17 protein-coding genes are annotated in these 15,899 nt (G+C 55.0%); 5 read left to right on the forward strand and 12 right to left on the reverse strand.

The genetic code is table 11. The annotated features are described in order from the left end of the window. Window positions 1-9: 9 nt before the first annotated feature. Window positions 10-612 (forward strand): glutathione S-transferase family protein, encoded by a 603-nt coding sequence (locus AACY26_RS20530; protein WP_339516777.1) that lies wholly within the window; start codon window positions 10-12, stop codon window positions 610-612. A 534-nt stretch (window positions 613-1,146) separates the two neighbouring features. Continuing rightward, window positions 1,147-1,647: a cupredoxin domain-containing protein gene (locus tag AACY26_RS20535; protein ID WP_339516778.1), complete on the forward strand. Its 501-nt coding sequence runs from the start codon at window positions 1,147-1,149 to the stop codon at window positions 1,645-1,647. A gap of 48 nt (window positions 1,648-1,695) precedes the next feature. Here AACY26_RS20535 and AACY26_RS20540 read toward each other — a convergent pair whose 3' ends face one another. After that, window positions 1,696-2,067, reverse strand: a complete 372-nt coding sequence (locus tag AACY26_RS20540; RefSeq protein ID WP_339516780.1) for a glutaredoxin family protein — start codon at window positions 2,065-2,067, stop codon at window positions 1,696-1,698. A 143-nt stretch (window positions 2,068-2,210) separates the two neighbouring features. Between AACY26_RS20540 and AACY26_RS20545 the strand changes: the two genes are divergently transcribed. Continuing rightward, entirely contained in the window at window positions 2,211-2,441 is a 231-nt protein-coding gene (locus AACY26_RS20545) for a DUF3820 family protein (RefSeq protein ID WP_339516782.1), read from the forward strand. 89 nt (window positions 2,442-2,530) lie between these two features. Here AACY26_RS20545 and AACY26_RS20550 read toward each other — a convergent pair whose 3' ends face one another. Both AACY26_RS20550 and AACY26_RS20555 read right to left on the reverse strand, forming a co-directional pair. Further along, on the reverse strand, window positions 2,531-3,415 hold the full coding sequence (locus AACY26_RS20550; RefSeq protein WP_339516783.1) for an SDR family NAD(P)-dependent oxidoreductase: 885 nt from the start codon (window positions 3,413-3,415) through the stop codon (window positions 2,531-2,533). Continuing rightward, a complete protein-coding gene (locus AACY26_RS20555) occupies window positions 3,402-4,961 on the reverse strand; it encodes a flavin-containing monooxygenase (RefSeq protein WP_339516785.1) in 1,560 nt (519 codons plus the stop codon). Before AACY26_RS20555 ends, AACY26_RS20550 begins: the two co-directional genes overlap by 14 nt. 125 nt (window positions 4,962-5,086) lie before the next feature. On the opposite strand from AACY26_RS20555, the gene AACY26_RS20560 reads away from it, so the two are divergent. Next, window positions 5,087-5,782 (forward strand): TetR family transcriptional regulator, encoded by a 696-nt coding sequence (locus AACY26_RS20560; protein ID WP_339516787.1) that lies wholly within the window; start codon window positions 5,087-5,089, stop codon window positions 5,780-5,782. A 41-nt stretch (window positions 5,783-5,823) separates the two neighbouring features. Here AACY26_RS20560 and AACY26_RS20565 read toward each other — a convergent pair whose 3' ends face one another. The 3 genes from AACY26_RS20565 to fnr form a co-directional block, all read right to left on the reverse strand. After that, a complete protein-coding gene (locus tag AACY26_RS20565) occupies window positions 5,824-6,666 on the reverse strand; it encodes a metal-dependent hydrolase (protein ID WP_339516789.1) in 843 nt (280 codons plus the stop codon). 205 nt (window positions 6,667-6,871) lie between these two features. Beyond that, window positions 6,872-7,420: an adenine phosphoribosyltransferase gene (locus AACY26_RS20570; RefSeq protein WP_339516791.1), complete on the reverse strand. Its 549-nt coding sequence runs from the start codon at window positions 7,418-7,420 to the stop codon at window positions 6,872-6,874. A gap of 172 nt (window positions 7,421-7,592) precedes the next feature. Further along, complete coding sequence (gene fnr / locus AACY26_RS20575) at window positions 7,593-8,327, reverse strand: fumarate/nitrate reduction transcriptional regulator Fnr (protein WP_339516793.1); 735 nt, start codon at window positions 8,325-8,327, stop codon at window positions 7,593-7,595. Window positions 8,328-8,477: 150 nt separating this feature from the next. On the opposite strand from fnr, the gene AACY26_RS20580 reads away from it, so the two are divergent. Beyond that, window positions 8,478-8,927 (forward strand): hypothetical protein, encoded by a 450-nt coding sequence (locus tag AACY26_RS20580; RefSeq protein ID WP_339516795.1) that lies wholly within the window; start codon window positions 8,478-8,480, stop codon window positions 8,925-8,927. An 8-nt stretch (window positions 8,928-8,935) separates the two neighbouring features. Here the strand turns inward: AACY26_RS20580 and hemN are convergent, their stop codons facing one another. From hemN to ccoG, 6 genes are all read right to left on the reverse strand, one after another. After that, entirely contained in the window at window positions 8,936-10,318 is a 1,383-nt protein-coding gene (hemN, locus tag AACY26_RS20585; protein ID WP_339516797.1) for an oxygen-independent coproporphyrinogen III oxidase, read from the reverse strand. Between the two features lie 129 nt (window positions 10,319-10,447). Then, entirely contained in the window at window positions 10,448-11,131 is a 684-nt protein-coding gene (locus tag AACY26_RS20590; RefSeq protein ID WP_339516798.1) for a sulfite exporter TauE/SafE family protein, read from the reverse strand. Further along, entirely contained in the window at window positions 11,124-11,330 is a 207-nt protein-coding gene (ccoS, locus tag AACY26_RS20595; protein WP_339516800.1) for a cbb3-type cytochrome oxidase assembly protein CcoS, read from the reverse strand. Before ccoS ends, AACY26_RS20590 begins: the two co-directional genes overlap by 8 nt. 26 nt (window positions 11,331-11,356) lie before the next feature. Beyond that, window positions 11,357-13,756, reverse strand: coding sequence for a heavy metal translocating P-type ATPase (locus AACY26_RS20600; RefSeq protein ID WP_339516802.1), 2,400 nt, complete (start codon window positions 13,754-13,756; stop codon window positions 11,357-11,359). Between the two features lie 87 nt (window positions 13,757-13,843). Continuing rightward, on the reverse strand, window positions 13,844-14,350 hold the full coding sequence (locus AACY26_RS20605) for a FixH family protein (protein WP_339516804.1): 507 nt from the start codon (window positions 14,348-14,350) through the stop codon (window positions 13,844-13,846). Window positions 14,351-14,366: 16 nt separating this feature from the next. Then, window positions 14,367-15,782 carry a cytochrome c oxidase accessory protein CcoG gene (ccoG, locus tag AACY26_RS20610; RefSeq protein WP_339516957.1) on the reverse strand — a complete coding sequence of 472 codons (1,416 nt, stop codon included), beginning with the start codon at window positions 15,780-15,782 and terminating at the stop codon, window positions 14,367-14,369. Between the last annotated feature and the right edge of the window lie 117 nt (window positions 15,783-15,899).

The raw sequence follows: 15,899 nt of genomic DNA on the forward strand, positions 1-15,899 counted from the left end.
AGTAGGGCGATGTTGAAGGTCTATGGCGATTATCGTTCGGGGAACTGCTACAAAATCAAGTTACTGCTCAATCTGCTGGGCATGTCTTATGAGTGGATAGCCATTGATATCCTCAAGGGTGAAACGCAAACCGAGGCATTTCTGGCCAAGAACCCCAACGGTAAAATTCCGGTGCTTGAGCTTGAGGATGGCACCTGCCTTTGGGAGTCGAACGCAATCCTCAACTACCTTGCCGAGGGCAGTGATTACTTGCCAACCGAGCCGCGCTTGCGCACCCAAGTGCTGCAGTGGCAGTTCTTTGAGCAGTACAGCCATGAGCCAAGCATTGCTGTGGCGCGTTTTATCCAGCTGTACCTGAAAATGCCTGAAGAGCGATTGGCCGAATACCAGCGCTGTCATGTGCTGGGCTATAAAGCGCTCAGGGTCATGGAAAAACAGTTGCAAAACACGCCTTATCTGGTCGGCGAGCAATGCTCAATCGCAGATATCGCACTCTATGCCTACACCCATGTGGCCCATGAAGGTGGTTTTGAGTTAGGCGAGTTTCCTGCGATACGCCAGTGGCTGGATCGAGTCGCCAGTCAGCCCGGGTATGTCGGGCTGTTTGATTGACGCAATATGAAACCCGCAGAGGTTAGGCTTGCAGCTGTTTTGCTGGCATAATTTCAGCGGGTTTATCACTTACTCTTACTCTTGGCGTTGCGCTGCTTCCATGCACAAAACTCTGCGATTACTGCTCGTCTGCCTGATGCTATTTGCACTGCCTGTGCAAAGCATGGCAGTGATCAGCATGCAAAACTGCATGTCGCTTAGCCAGGCTTCAGTGTCCGAGACGCCCCAATGCCACAGCTTGCAGACTCAGGGGGTGGATGCCGAACACCAGTCTCTAGCCAGTCAACTTTGTGCGCATTGTTCAATGTGCCTGAGCGCTGCCGTCCTGGCTGCGCCATTGCTGAAAACCCCAGTCTTTGAAGCGACAGCGCTAGTTGTCCAGGCCAGCCCTCGGTTCATCGGTCATATCAGCGACCTGCCCAAGCGCCCCCCGCGTAACAATCTCGTTTAATTCTCAATTGGTTTCGGCTCAAAAGAGCCGTTTATTGCCTTGCCCGTCATGTGCTGCAAGGCAGGATTTAATCGAGGTTTCATATGACTTTTACTAAAACGCTGTTGGCTACCGTTGCATTGCTTTGTGGGGTGTTTGCCAGCCCTGTGCTTTGGGCGGATGCCAATCATTCGATGACTGACCATTCGACGCATTCGCAGCCCGAGCAAATGCCTTGGGGGATTGCTGGTGATTCTAGCCAGGTGTCTCGTACTGTTGATGTGCGCATGGGCGACGACATGCGATTCAGCCCAGGCGCCCTGACATTCAAGCAAGGGGAGACGGTGCGCTTGGTATTGCACAACGATGGCAAGTTATTGCACGAGTATGTGCTTGGCACCAAGCAAACCCTTGATGAGCATGCGCAGATGATGCTGAAACACCCTGGTATGGAGCATCACGCCGCCTATATGGCGCATGTCCAGCCAGGGCAAACCGGGGAGATCATCTGGACCTTCAATCAATCAGGGCGTTTTGACTTCGCGTGCTTGATCGCCGGGCATTATCAAGCAGGAATGGTTGGCAGCATTGAGGTCAGCCAGTAACAGGCATAGAGGAAGTACGGCGCGCCCTGAACGGTCGCGCCGTTTTGCTTATACGGCGGCGAAACGATCCTGCAAATAGCTGGCAATGGCTTTCGACTCATACAGCCAAGTGCTTTGGCCGTTTTCTTCAATGCGCAGGCAAGGTACTTGGATTTTGCCGCCTTGTTCGAGCAAGTCACTGCGCGCTTGCGCATCATTTTTAGCATCCCGTAGCTGCATCGGTACGTTCAGTTTGTGCAGCGTGCGCCGTGTTTTTACGCAAAATGGGCAAGCTCTGAACTGATACAGCGACAGGTTAGATGCAGCTTGGGCAACCGCCGCTTGAGCTTCTGGCGAACGCTGTGTTTTGCGCGGACGGGTGATGAAGTCGATAAAGATAATGATCTGGCCTAAGCCGTTGCGCAGGATGTTGATGAACATGGGTATGAGTCCAGGGTGGAAATTTGCGGACCAGAATCTTACCTGAGTTTGCCTTGGCTGACTTGCCAAACCACTTAATTGCACTGCATCTGGGCTGAAGCTTTGGCATAATTGGGCGCATAAACGCTCAAGATTGGTCTGTAATGAAGCCTGAAGACTTAAAGCTGCTGGTTACGCTGGAAATGCCTTTTGGTAAATATAAAGGCCGGCTGATTGCCGACCTGCCTGGCCATTATCTTAATTGGTTCGCCCGCGAAGGCTTTCCCAAAGGGCAGATTGGTCAGTTGCTACAGCTGATGCAAGAGATTGATCACAATGGCTTGAGTGCCTTACTGGAGCCGTTACGCACCAAGCCTCGTCAGCCACTGCGCTAGCAGCGCGGGCATCAACAATCCATTGCGCGAGTAATCATTGACAGCACAGCCTGCTCCGGCGTCTCGGCAGTTTTGTAGCTGGGGCAACCTTAGGGGGCCGTCTTGGATTGCGTACCTCCCGCCTGCTTCTTGCCTAGCTTGACGCCCAGCTTCATCGCCGCAATCACTACGCGTTGATAGAGCGCAGGCAACAAGCGTTGCATCCAGTCCATGGCATAGGCATCGGCACCAATCAGTATTCGACGCTTATTTTTCAGCACACCCTTGAGAATGACTTTCGCAGCTTGATCGGCTGTTGTGAGCATGAGCAGTTCATTGAACTGTTGGCGTGCCTGCTCGTTATCTTGCCCCGTCATGGCTTGCATGCTGTCATTCATTCGTGCGGCGTTGGCGATGTTGGTTTTTATCCCACCTGGATGAACGCAGCTGGCTGATACACCGCACTGGGTCATGTCCAGTTCTTGACGCAGTGCTTCGGTAAAGCCGCGCACAGCGAATTTGCTGGCGTTATAGGTGCTCATGCCCGGTTGCGAGAAAATTCCGAAAATACTGGATAGGTTGATGATATGGCCGGTGCCTGAGGCTTTCAGGTAAGGCAAAAACGCCTTGGTGCCATTGACCACGCCCCAGAAGTTGATCTTCATGACCCATTCGTAGTCGCTGTAGTCATTGCCTTCAACAGTGCCACTTTGGGCGACCCCGGCGTTATTGAAGATCGCATTGACCTTGCCAAAGGTCTCAACCACCTCGCTTGCCCAGGCATGCATGGCCTCGCGGTCAGTCACGTCCACAACAGTGCAATGCACCTCAACCCCCAGCTTGCGAGCTTGTTCAGCCGTTTCATCCAAACCTTCGGCATTCACATCAGACAAGGCCAATGCACAGCCCTGGCGGGCGAGTCCGAAAGCTAAGGCCCGGCCAATACCTGAGCCTGCACCGGTGATGGCTGCGACTTTATTCTCAAACGATTTCATGCAGATTTCTCCCTGGCTGTTGAACCGCATTGCTTTGCGCTGGATGCACCGGTTGCTTGCGGCTGAAGTGATAGGCAGAGGGGTCAAAATTGCGCGTTAGTAGACGGAATCGCCAGGTAAACCCTGGCCAGATTGTGCAATTGCGGCCACTGATTGGGTGTATATACCAACTGGTGCAGCCTCCAGCATTCCATACCGTGGTCCCAAGTTTGTTTTGCAATTTGCGGTTGAATGCATCCTGAGCCTCACGTTTAACCTCTAGGCTTTGTAGGTTGTATTTTTTCAATCTATTGAGCGCAGCAAGCACGTAATGGATTTGCGACTCGATCATGTAAACCATCGAGTTGTGACCCAGGCCTGTGTTGGGGCCCATCAAAAAGAACAAGTTTGGAAAGCCGGCTGTCATGGTGCCTTTGTAGGCCTGCGGGCCTTCTGGCCAGGTATCGAGCAAGTCAATGCCATCACGGCCGAAAACTGCGTTGCGCGGTATGGGGTCGTTAGGGCTAAAGCCCGTGCCGAAGATGATTGCATCGACCTCGCGCTCTTCGCCCCGCATAGTGACAATACTGTTGTGGCGGATTTCCTTGATACCGTCGGTGATCAATTCGACGTTGGCCTGAGTCAGCGCTGGGTAATAGTCGTTGGATATCAAGACCCGCTTGCAGCCCATGGCATAATCAGGTGTGACCTTGGCCCGTAAGTCCGGATCGCTGATTTGTTTGTGCAGGTGCCACTTGGCGAATTTGGCAGCCAAGGTCATTAATTGGGGCAGCATGGCAAAACCAACCACGCGACTTTCAAGCAGGCTATAAATCGCTGCGCGCCATAACTTCTGCAGTGCAGGGAAGTGCTTGAAACGTTTGCGCTCGGCAGCGCTAATCGCCCGATCAGGCTTGGGAATAACCCAGGGCGCGGTACGTTGGTATAGGTCGAGTTGGGCAACTTCAGGCTGTATCTGCGGGACGAACTGAATGGAGGAGGCTCCGGTGCCGATCACGGCAACGCGCTTGTCTTTCAGTGAGAATGCATGGTTCCACTGCTGTGAGTGAAATACCTCGCCCTTGAACGTATCCAGGCCGTTGATGGGCGCAATGCTAGGCTGGGATAGAGCGCCCATACCTGAAACAACGCAGCTTGCGGTAAACACCCGACCGTGCTGGTCAGTGAGCTGCCATATTTCTTGTGCTTCATCCCAGGCAAGTGTGCAGATTTCACAGTTGAGATGGGTTTTGCCTTGGAGCTGGTATTTGTCCCAGCAGCTTTCCAGGTAAGCCTGGATCTCAGGTTGCTTGGCAAACATTCGCGACCAGTTGGGGTTTGGCTCAAACGAGAAAGCGTAAAGGTGAGACTGCACATCACAGCCACAACCTGGGTAGTTGTTAACCCGCCATGTGCCGCCCACTCCAGCGTCTTTCTCGAAAATCTGGAAATCAGTTTCGCCTTGTTGCTGTAGGCGCATTGCCATGCCAAGCCCAGAGAAACCGCTGCCGATAATGGCTACGGCGCAGTGTCGAGCAGGGGAAGAAGTGGCTATTGATGCATTCATAGGCAGGTTCCATGGCTTCTATTGTTGGTCTTTTATGGGCGCTTACGGCTGTTACTCAATGTAGACACTTGTATACTTAGCGGCAATATCAGGCTTGCGTGACCAACTGTAAGATGGGGCCAAACATGGTTTTGGGTAGAGCAACGATGACTGTGTCGGGTAAGCAGTTACTGCTTGAGGCCGCATTGCGCCTGACTTCAAGCAACCGCAGCCTTGATAGTTTGGGTATACGCGAACTGGCCCGCGAGGCGGGGTTGAACCCCAACACCTTCTATCGTCACTTCACAAATATCGATGACTTGGGTCTGACAGCCATTCACCAGTTGGCTGCCAAGCTACGTCAGCCGCTGCGTGATTTGCGTCGTGAAGCTGCAAGCCGTGCCGAAGGCGGCGACCATGCTGGTGGGCCAGCGTTGTTTGGCATCAACCTTGGCCGTGGGCGCAGGGTGTGCCATCAAACGGTAGTGCTTTTTTTTGATTTTGTTGCAGGTAACCCGCAGGCGATCATGTTGGGTGTTCGCGAGCTGCAAGGCCCTTCCGCAGTGCTGCGTGAGGCGCTGCACCGGGTGATCTCGGAGCTGGCGACGGATATGGCTGAGGATATTATTGAGTTTGAGCTATTACCCAAGAGCGTTGATGCGCAAGCAATCGAGCAGGTCGCCAAGTTGATCACCCGGAATCTCTTGCAGATGTCGCTTGATTACATCAACCAGCCTGAGCAGCGCGATTCAATTCGTGCGTTGGCTGAGGAACAGGTTGTCATGCTCTTCACGGGGGCGATGGTGCTGCATGAAGCAGGTCAGCTGAAACTACCCGTTTGAACCCACTTCGATGGTCAAGCCCGGCATGCACCGGGCGTTGCTCAAATTTGCTCAAGTGTTGTAAGCCCCAGGCGTTTGCGCCAGCGCTGCACAAGTGTTTCGGTGTCATATTGAAGTGGATGAAAACCAGGTCGGTAGTACGCCAGGTAGGGCTTGATCAGTCGCGTTAAAAAGCCGTGGCGCGGGCCGAGCAAGATGCTAAGCCCTTTACCCCAGCTACGCCAATTGAACAGTTGGCCGTCCTTGCGCATCAGGTGCAGTTGGAAGCCGCCAACCACACAGAGAAAGCTGATGGTTACAATAGCCATCGCCCCAATCCGGGTGAGGTAGCCACCCCCAATGGCCTTGTAGGTATCGTAAGCCACGGCCTTGTGTTCGTTTTCTTCGATGGCATGCCACATCCAAAGCTGATAAAGCTTGGGGTCGTTCATTTGAGTGGTGAGGTCTTCGCGCTTGAGCAGTTGCTCGGCCATGGTGGCGGTAAAGTGCTCTAGCGCACAGGTGGACGCCAGTTGCTGTTTTTGGCTGCTCCAGAGTTTCGACCACTCGAGCAAGGCCTTTACCCTCAGCTCAAGGCGCTGCAAATCAATGCCGTGCTCTGCGGCGTAATTGTTATAGGCCTTGTGCTCCTTGGAGTGCATGGCTTCTTGGCCAATAAAGGCGCTGATGTCTTTTTGCAGTTGCGGGTCGCTAACGTGCTGGCGCCAGGCGCGTACGCTGTCGACAAAAAACTGCTCGCCGTAAGGGAAGAGTGAAGACAGGTTGCTCATGAAGTGGCTCATGAAGGGGTCATCGGCAAACCAATACTTGCGGCTTTGAGCAAAGTTGAAATCCATACGTCTTACGGGGAAGCTGGCTATCGCGGAATGGGTGTTTGGTTGCATGACTGACTCCTTGGGCTGTGTATTGTGATCAGCGCCAAATCAGTAATGCAGGGGGCGGGGTGTTTGTGGAGGTCAATTCTGGCCAGTTGGCGTTTATTCTTGCCAACTTAAGTTCAGAGATGCTGTGCAGAATAGATTATGAGGTGCAAAGCAAAACGCCCACTTTGGGGCTGCCAAAGCGGGCGTTTTGCTGGCTGGGAAGCGGCTATTTTTCGTCGAGGGCGAAAGCCGTCAAGGCAAATGTTGGAATACCTGCATCCACGAGCTTTTGCGAACCGCCGAGTTCTGGCAAGTCAATGATTGCAGCAGCTTCATAGATGCTCGCACCCAGGCGACGAACCAGTTGGACGGCAGCCAGCAAGGTCCCGCCGGTGGCAATCAGGTCATCAAACATCAATACCTTATCGCCTTTGCTGAGGCTGTCGGCATGGATCTCGAGAAATGCTTCGCCGTACTCGGTCTGGTAACCCTCGCTGATCACATCGGCTGGCAACTTGCCTTGTTTGCGGAACAGGACCAACGGTTTGTTCAGCTCATAGGCGACGATTGAGCCGATCAGGAAGCCGCGCGCATCCATCACACCAATATGGCTGAAGTCTGCTTCGATATAGCGCTGAATAAAGCTGTCGATCACCATGCGCAAGGCGCGTGGCGATTGGAACAGTGGGGTGATATCACGAAAAACCACGCCTGGCTTAGGGAAGTCCTGCACGGGGCGAATCAAGGTTTTAAGGCTGAATTCATCGAGAATCATGCTGCGTCCTGGGTAAATTGTCGCTTAAGACTGGCGTTAGGTAACATCTGGCAAAGGCAGTGAGCGAGCACTGAAAATCCAAAAAGTAAAAGGGGCGCGGGTTATTTTAATCGCCTTGAGTCAGCATGCCGAGTGATTTAAGTGCAGCATGACGGCCTCGGTTCAGGGTTGCTTAGCTCTCAAGATTGCCGCCAGCAAGCGCGCACAGCTCGATTGGGTCGGTTATGCGAACTTCCTTGCCTTCAGCTTCAAGCAGCTTGTTCTGTTGAAAGCGGGTGAAGACGCGTGACACAGTTTCTACTGCCAGGCCCAGGTAGTTGCCGATTTCATTACGCGACATGGCCAAGCGGAATTGTTGAGACGAAAAGCCGCGGGCGCGAAAGCGGGCCGATAAGTTGACCAGGAAAGTGGCAATGCGCTCATCAGCGTTTTTCTTCGATAACAGCAGCATCATTTGCTGATCGTCACGGATCTCGCGGCTCATGATGCGCATAAGTTGGCGGCGCAGTTGGGGCAGCTTGGCCGTCAGTTCATCCAGGCGCTCAAAAGGGATCTCACAGACCGAGGTGGTTTCAAGCGCCAAGGCTGATACCGGGTAGGTTTCGCTGTCCATGCCGGAGAGCCCGACCAGTTCGCTCGGCAGATGAAAACCGGTGATTTGCTCTTCGCCAGCGTCACTTAAGGTGAAGGTTTTCAGTGCGCCTGAACGCACAGCGAATACGGAGCCAAAGTTGTCGCCTTGCCGAAACAGGAACTCGCCTTTCTTCAAAGGCCGACCGCGTTTGACGATTTCATCCAGCGCATCCATGTCTTCTAGGTTCAATGATAGTGGCAGGCATAAGCTCGCCAGACTGCAATCTTTGCAGTGGGCTTGATGGGGCGTATGCGTCTTGATGATTCCGGTCATCGAAAAAGTCCTAGATGTTCGCGCTAAAGCCCTTAGATTACAGCAGCGCGCCTTATCCAGCCAGCAATTGGCTAGTTGACTATAAGTTCAAGTTTTGCAGCGAACGGCCGAAATAGCCACTAAGTCTTGGTGAGTAGAGAAGGGCTGCATATGCAAATTATGACAGGTGAGGCCGGCCGCTTTGCTTCAACAGCCTTGCGCTTGGCTGGCAACGGACAGGACAAAGTTGGGCTTCGTGAAGTGTCGGGAGCGGGTGGCGGTATACGGCTAAGCCTCTCGCAAGCCGGGAGTGCGCAGTCCAGCCAGGCTTCAAAAAACCAAGATATTGATGACAGCAACCTGCCAGATAACATCAAGCAGACCCTGAAAATGATCCGCCAATTGCGCGCAGAGCTAGCAGCCAAACAAGCGGAGCTCGATGCCATCCTAGCAAAGCCACCGAGTAGCGACTCTCAGCGTGAGGCGGATGCCGTTTCAGCTGAAATTGCCAGCCTGCATGGTGCTATCAGCAGTGCTAATGCCTCGCTGGTATCCCTGATGCGTAAGCAAGACTTGAGCAGCGAACAGTTGCTCAGCATCGCGACCTTTATCGCAGGTTAAGCTGAGCCTTAGATCACCCGTGAAAAGCGTTGCCGGCTCTGCTCCGACAGATACTTGTCAAATAGCATGCATAACGCTCTGACCAGCAGGCGACCACTGGGCAGTACGTTGATGCTTTGCTGGGTCAACTCGATCAAACCGTCGTGAGCCATTTGTTGCAGCTGTGGCCAGACATCGCTGAAATATTGCTGGAAGTTAATTCCATAGCTGTGCTCGATATCGGCGAAATCCAGCTGGAAGTGACAGATCAATTGTTGGATTACCGCACGCCGGACAAGGTCGTCGGCATTGCAGTGAAGTCCGCGCTTGGTGGCGAGCAGGTCGTTATCAAGAGTTTGCTGATAAAGACTCAGGTCATTGTTGTTTTGGCAGTAAAGCCCGTCTATCTGGCTGATTGCGGAAACACCCAGGCCAATCAAGTCACAGTGTCCGTGGGTGGTATAGCCCTGGAAATTGCGTTGCAGCGAGCCTTCTTCCTGGGCGACTGCCAGTTCGTCATCAGGAAGGGCAAAGTGGTCCATGCCGATATAGCGATAGCCAGCAGCGCTTAGCTGTGCAATCGAGTTCTGCAGCATGTTGAGTTTGTCGGCACTGCTGGGCAAGTCGCTATTGGCAATGCGTCGCTGTGGCATAAAGCGTTCAGGCAGGTGGGCATAGTTGAACAGCGATAAGCGGTCCGGCTGCATGGCGATTATCTCAGCCACGGTCTTGGCGAACCGTTCAGGTGTTTGCAGCGGCAAACCATAGATCAGGTCGATATTGACCGAGCGAAATTGCAGGGTGTGCGCGGCATCGATAATGGCGCGGGTCTGTTCGACTGACTGCATGCGGTTGACGGCCCGCTGTACTTGCGGGTCTAGATCCTGCACGCCAAGGCTGATGCGGTTAAAACCGAGTTCGCGCAGCAAGCCCATGGTCGCCCAGTCGGCCTCACGCGGATCAATCTCAATGCCGTAGTCGCCTGAGTCGTCATCGAGCAAGGTAAACCGCTTGCGCAGATTGCCCATCAAGTTGCGCAGTTGATCATGGCTGAGAAAGGTTGGCGTGCCGCCACCAAAATGCAGCTGTTCGACAACTTGGCCGGGGTCGAGATGGGCACTGATCATTTCGATCTCGTGACTCAGCGCCTGCAAGTAGGGCTGGGCTCGATCACGATTTTTGGTGATGACCTTGTTGCAGGCGCAGTAGTAGCAAATATTGGCGCAAAAAGGCACATGGACATAGAGCGACAGTGGTCGCTTGGCATTCCTGCTGGCACGCAGTGCACAAAGCAGGTCGCGGGGGCCAGTATCACCTTGAAACTGCATGGCGGTTGGGTAGGAGGTGTAGCGAGGGCCTGAATGATCGTAGCGGCTGATCAGTTCAGGGCTCCATTGGATGGCATCGAGCATAAAACCGCTCTCGGTAGACGGAGAATGCTCTTGATTCTAGAAGCGCAGGGTGGGGCTTATGTTGATCTGGGTCATGGCCGGGCTTGGAATATGCGCAATATCTGGCGCAAATTGCCCTCGCGCCAAGATTTAGTGGCCCATTAACCAATGCTGGTGTGGCCCTGGAAGGGTCCAGATACCGAAGACAATGACCAGCAGGCCGCCCGCCACACGCACGCCTTTGATCCGCAGGAAGCGATTGATGCGCTCAGCGGCCATGCCTGTCGCTATAAGTACCGGCAAGGTGCCCAGGCCAAATGCCAGCATCAGTGCTGCACTGTAGAGGGCATTGCCCTGGCTTGATGCCCAGAGCAAGGTGCTGTAGACCAGGCCACAAGGGAGCCAGCCCCACAGGCCGCCGAGCATCAGTGCGCGCGGCATGCTGTCGACTGGCATAAAACGTCGGGTAAGTGGCTGAATGTAGCGCCACAGGCCGCGTCCGAGCGCTTCGATGCGGGTCAGGCCACTCCACCAGCCAGCCAGGTACAGGCCCATGCAAATCAGCAAGATACCGGCAGCCACGCGTAGCAACATGGCCGCCGGGCTGGAGGCCACGGCAACCCCAGCGAGTCCGATTAATAGCCCCGCGACTGTGTAGCTGCTGATCCGACCCAGATTGTAAGCAAGCATCAGCCTAAAGCGCCTGCTGCGTTGTTCCGGGGGAATAGCAAGAGACAGGGCGCTCATCAAGCCGCCACACATGCCCAGGCAATGACCACCACCAAGCAAGCCTAGAATCACCGCCGAAACAAGCAGCGGCGCAAGCTCAAGCATCTGGCTGATCCTTCTGATCATGCTTGCGGGCTTCGTCTACCCCAGCTTTGTGCATCGGATCTTCATCATCGAACAGGATGCTATGGGCTGGCCCGTCCAGGTCATCATACTGGCCGCTATCAACCGCCCAAAAAAACACCCAAATCGCAATTGCGACCAGTATCAGGGCAATGGGGATCAAGATGTATAACGCTGGCATGGTGACTCCGTGCAGCAAACTTGCGGTTAATGCCGGGTAAGGCGTAAGGCGTTCAATACCACGAGCAGCGAGCTGATGGACATGCCGACCGCCGCCCACAAAGGTGTTATCAGGCCAAATGCGGCAAAGGGCAGGACCAAGCCATTGTACAGCGCGGCCCAGATCAGGTTTTCAATGATAATACGCCGGGTGCGCCTGGCCAGCTTGAATGCATCGACCAAACTGCCCAGTCGATTGGACAAGAGCACCGCGTCAGCGCTGGTTTTGGCCAGGTCGGTGGCGCTGCCCATAGCGACGCTGATGTCAGCACCAGCCAGTACGGGTACATCATTGACCCCATCGCCAAGCATCAGCACGCGTCGGCCTTGCTGGTGCAGGACGTTAAGGGCGGCTAGTTTATCATCGGGTGTCAGGCCGCCTCGGGCGTCCTCAATACCGAGTTGCGTGGCAATCTGTGCAACCACAGGTGAGCTGTCGCCCGACAACAGCAAAACCTGCCAGCCACGGGCTTTGCAACTGGCTATCAGTTCCGGTGCATCGGTGCGCAGACGATCGTCGAGCACAAACCAGGCAAGCGGGCCTTGCTGGTCGCCGAGCAATAACCATTGGCCGCTTTCGCCGGGAATGGCGGGCGCTGGTTTGCCACTCAGGGCACAGACAAATGTGGCCTGGCCAATGCGCAACTGCCGGCCGGCAATAGTGCCGTGCAAGCCTTGGCCAGTGAAGCTGTCGACTTGATCCGCGGCCTGAGTGGCGCGGCCAAAGGCTTTTGCTATGGGGTGTTCGGAGCGATTTTCCAGTGCCGCAGCGAGCGCCAGACAACTGTCGCTGTCGAGGGCACCAAGTGGATGGATGGCGCTGAGCGTCAGCTTGCCTTCAGTCAGGGTGCCGGTCTTGTCGAATATCACCGTATCAATCTGATTGAGGCCTTCAAGCACGTGGCCGCGGGTCAACAAGACACCAAGCGCGTGCAAGGTTCCGGTTGCGGCGGTAAGGGCCGTGGGTGTAGCCAAGGCTAACGCGCAGGGGCAGGTGGCGACGAGAAGGGCAAGTACCACCCAGAATGCGCGTGATGGATCAATTTGCCACCAGATGACCCCAACAACGGTGGCTGCCAGCAACAGGAACAACAGGAACCATTGGGATACCTGATCCGCCAGCTCTGCCAGGCGAGGCTTGTCAGTTTGCGCGCGCTCCAGCAGACGCACTATTGCTGATAAGCGTGTGGCATCGCCCAGCGCTTGGACTTCGACAACGAGCGGGCCTTCGACATTGAGCGTGCCGGCTGTGACGTGATCCCCTTCAGCGCGAGGCTGCGGCAAATATTCACCGGTCAGCACCGACTCATCAACACTCGACTGGCCACTGATGATGCAGCCATCGGCTGGCATCAGCGCGCCCGGTTGCACCAATACCCGTTCGCCGAGTTGCAGTTCGCTGAGCAGAATGCGCAGGGTTTGACCTTGCGCATTGAGGCGTAAACAGGATGCAGGCAGCAGGTTTACCAGCTGTGCGGTCGCTGCTGCGGTGCGCTCGCGGGCGCGCCGTTCGAGATAGCGCCCGGCAAGTAAAAAGAACGCAAACATGCCCACGGCATCAAAATACAGCTCGCCGGTACCGGTGATTGCAGACCAGATCCCTGCAACATATGCGCCGCCAATCGCCAGTGAAACCGAGAGATCCATTGTCAGGTGGCGGGTGCGTAGATCGCGCAGCGCGCCACGAAAGAACTGCCCGCAGCAGTAAAAGATGATCGGTGTGGTCAAGAACAGGCTGACCCAGCGCAAGATCGTGTGTAGCTCGGGGCTGAGGTCTACGTTGAATTCCGGCCAGGTTGCCATGGTCGCCATCATCACCTGGAACCAGAGCAGGCCCGCAAGGCCAAGCTGACGCATGGCCCTGCGGTTCTCGGTGGCTAGTTTCTGTGCGGCCTCGTCGGCTTGCCAGGGGTGGCCGGCATAACCAATTTTGCGCAGTTCACTGAGTAACTGGCTGAGCGCGACCTGGCTGTCTATCCAACTGACATTAAGCCGATGGTTGGACAGGTTGAGTCGCGCATCATTGACGCCGGGCAGGGCGCGCAGGTGTTTTTCGATCAGCCAGCCGCAGGCCGCGCAATTGATGCCCTCGATGAGCAGCCAGGTCTCGCTGGTTTCGCCCTGATGCTGCACAAAAGGCTCTTGCACTTCGGCACGGTCAAACAGCTGTAGTTCGTCAGGCAACGCCTGCGGCAAGTCCTGCGGGTTGCTGGCTGATTCGCTGCGATGCTTGTAATAGTGCTCCAGCCCGCCTTTCACAATGGCTTCGGCCACTGCCTGGCAGCCAGGGCAGCACATGTCGCGGCGCTCACCGAGTATTTCAGTGCAGAACTGGCTGCCAGCAGGAACTGGTAAGCCGCAGTGATAGCAAGGGTTTGGACTGGCCATTAATCAACTATCTTGATGCAGGTACAGGTGGCTTATGGAGAGCCAGCCAGGCAGGGCGGCGCAGTTTTTGCGCCGCACAAGATCGGGTTACTTGTCGTCACCGAGGCGGATTGTCTTGCCGGATTCGAGCACTTCTTCCTCGAATACGCGCCAGTCCTTGCCACCTTCGCGGCCGATCAACTCGACAAAGCGACGGCCTTGCACCGCATCTTCAAGGTTGCCGGTGTAGTTGCCGTCACCTTTGGCTTGCAAAGTGATGTGACGATCACGCTCGGGTTGTGTTGGTGAGATCACATTGAGTTTGAGCACGGCAGGGCCAGTAAGCCCTTTGAGCTGCATATCAACCACGCCGGTTTCATTGTTGAAGATGATCTTGGCGCTGACCTTGAGCTGTTTGGCCAGGTTCTCGCGATCCAGCGACTGGTTGATGCCCTTGCCGACTTCGTAATAGTTATCGGAAATCAGCCCCGGTGGGTTGTTGATTGAGAAAATCAACATCGAGCCGCCCTGCACGACGGATAAGCCGAGCAGGCCAATGATGAACCAGGGCCAGAACTGCTTGTACCAAGGGGCGACTGTTGCTTCTTCGGTCATCGATTTGCCTACAAACTTAGCGAATGCTGGGGCCGTTGAAGCGGCTGTCAGCGTTGGAGTTGATACTGTCGTCTTCGAGTGCGCGCACATGGAACATGATCTTGTTTGCGCTGGATGGCAGCTTCTCAGGTTCAATAGAAAGCCCAACCGGCACTGAAAGGACTTCACCGGCAGAGGCCTTGACCTGGCTTGTGCCTTCGAATTTGAGGCCTTCAATGCCGTCAGCGCTGATGCTGTACGTCACATCATGCTGGGCTTTGTTCATGATTTTCAGGGTGTAGACGTTTTCAATGTGGCCATCCTGATTTTCACGGAACATGACCCGGTCCTTGATCACATCAAGACCCACCAATGGACGGCTGGCAACTGCCCAGGCAAATACGCACATCATGGCCACCAGAGCGACGGCGTAGCCTATCAGGCGCGGACGCAATAAATGGGTTTTCTGGCCGGAAAGATTGTGTTCAGTTGTGTAGCTGATCAAGCCTTTGGGGTAATCCATTTTCTCCATGATGCTGTCGCAGGCGTCGATGCATGCGGCGCAACCGATGCACTCAAGCTGCAGACCATCGCGGATATCAATGCCGGTAGGGCAGACCTGCACGCACATGTGGCAGTCGATGCAGTCGCCCAGCCCCTGGGCTTTGTAGTCAGCACCTTTCTTACGCGGGCCACGGCCTTCGCCACGGCGTGGGTCGTAAGACACGATCAGGGTGTCGGCATCGAACATCACGCTCTGGAAGCGTGCATAGGGGCACATGTAGATGCACACCTGTTCGCGCAGCCAGCCAGCATTGCCATAGGTGGCAACCGTGAAGAAACCAACCCAGAACAAGGCCCAGCCGCTGGCGTCGAAGGTGAACAGGTCGGGAATCAGCTCGCGAATGGGGCTGAAGTAGCCGACAAAGGTGATGGCTGTGGCCAGTGATACGCCAATCCAGATGCTGTGCTTGGCCAGTTTGCGCAGGAACTTCTCGGCGCTCATTGGTGCTTTGTCGAGCTTCATGCGTTTGTTGCGGTCACCCTCGGTGACTTTCTCGCCCCACATGAAAATCCAGGTGAATACACTTTGTGGGCAGGTGTAGCCACACCACACACGCCCGGCAAACACGGTAATAAAAAATAAACCGAAGGCACAAATGATCAATAGTGCTGAGAGCAGCACAAAGTCTTGAGGCCAGAAGGTTGAGCCAAAAATATAAAATTTGCGTTCTGGCAGGTTCCACCAGACGGCTTGACGACCATCCCAGTTGAGCCAGACGGTGCCGAAATAAACCAGGAACAGAAAGGCGCCGCCAACCCTGCGCAGGTTGCGGAAAACGCCGGAAAAGGCGCGGGTGTAGATTTTTTCAGCGCTGGCGTAAAGGTCAGTCGATGACTGTACTTTCGCGGCAGGAGGGGTGATGTTTTTAACTGGAATCTGGCTCATCAGATCGTCCCAAGCGGTTAAATGGGGTGCCGCAGTCGATACGTGCCGACCGTGGTCATTCTAATAACGCTATGGTACGCCTGAGGCTCTTGCCACCGGGTGCGACTGACCGTCGCGGCC

The sequence above is a fragment of the Pseudomonas sp. RL_15y_Pfl2_60 genome (assembly GCF_963970595.1).
GTDB lineage: Bacteria > Pseudomonadota > Gammaproteobacteria > Pseudomonadales > Pseudomonadaceae > Aquipseudomonas.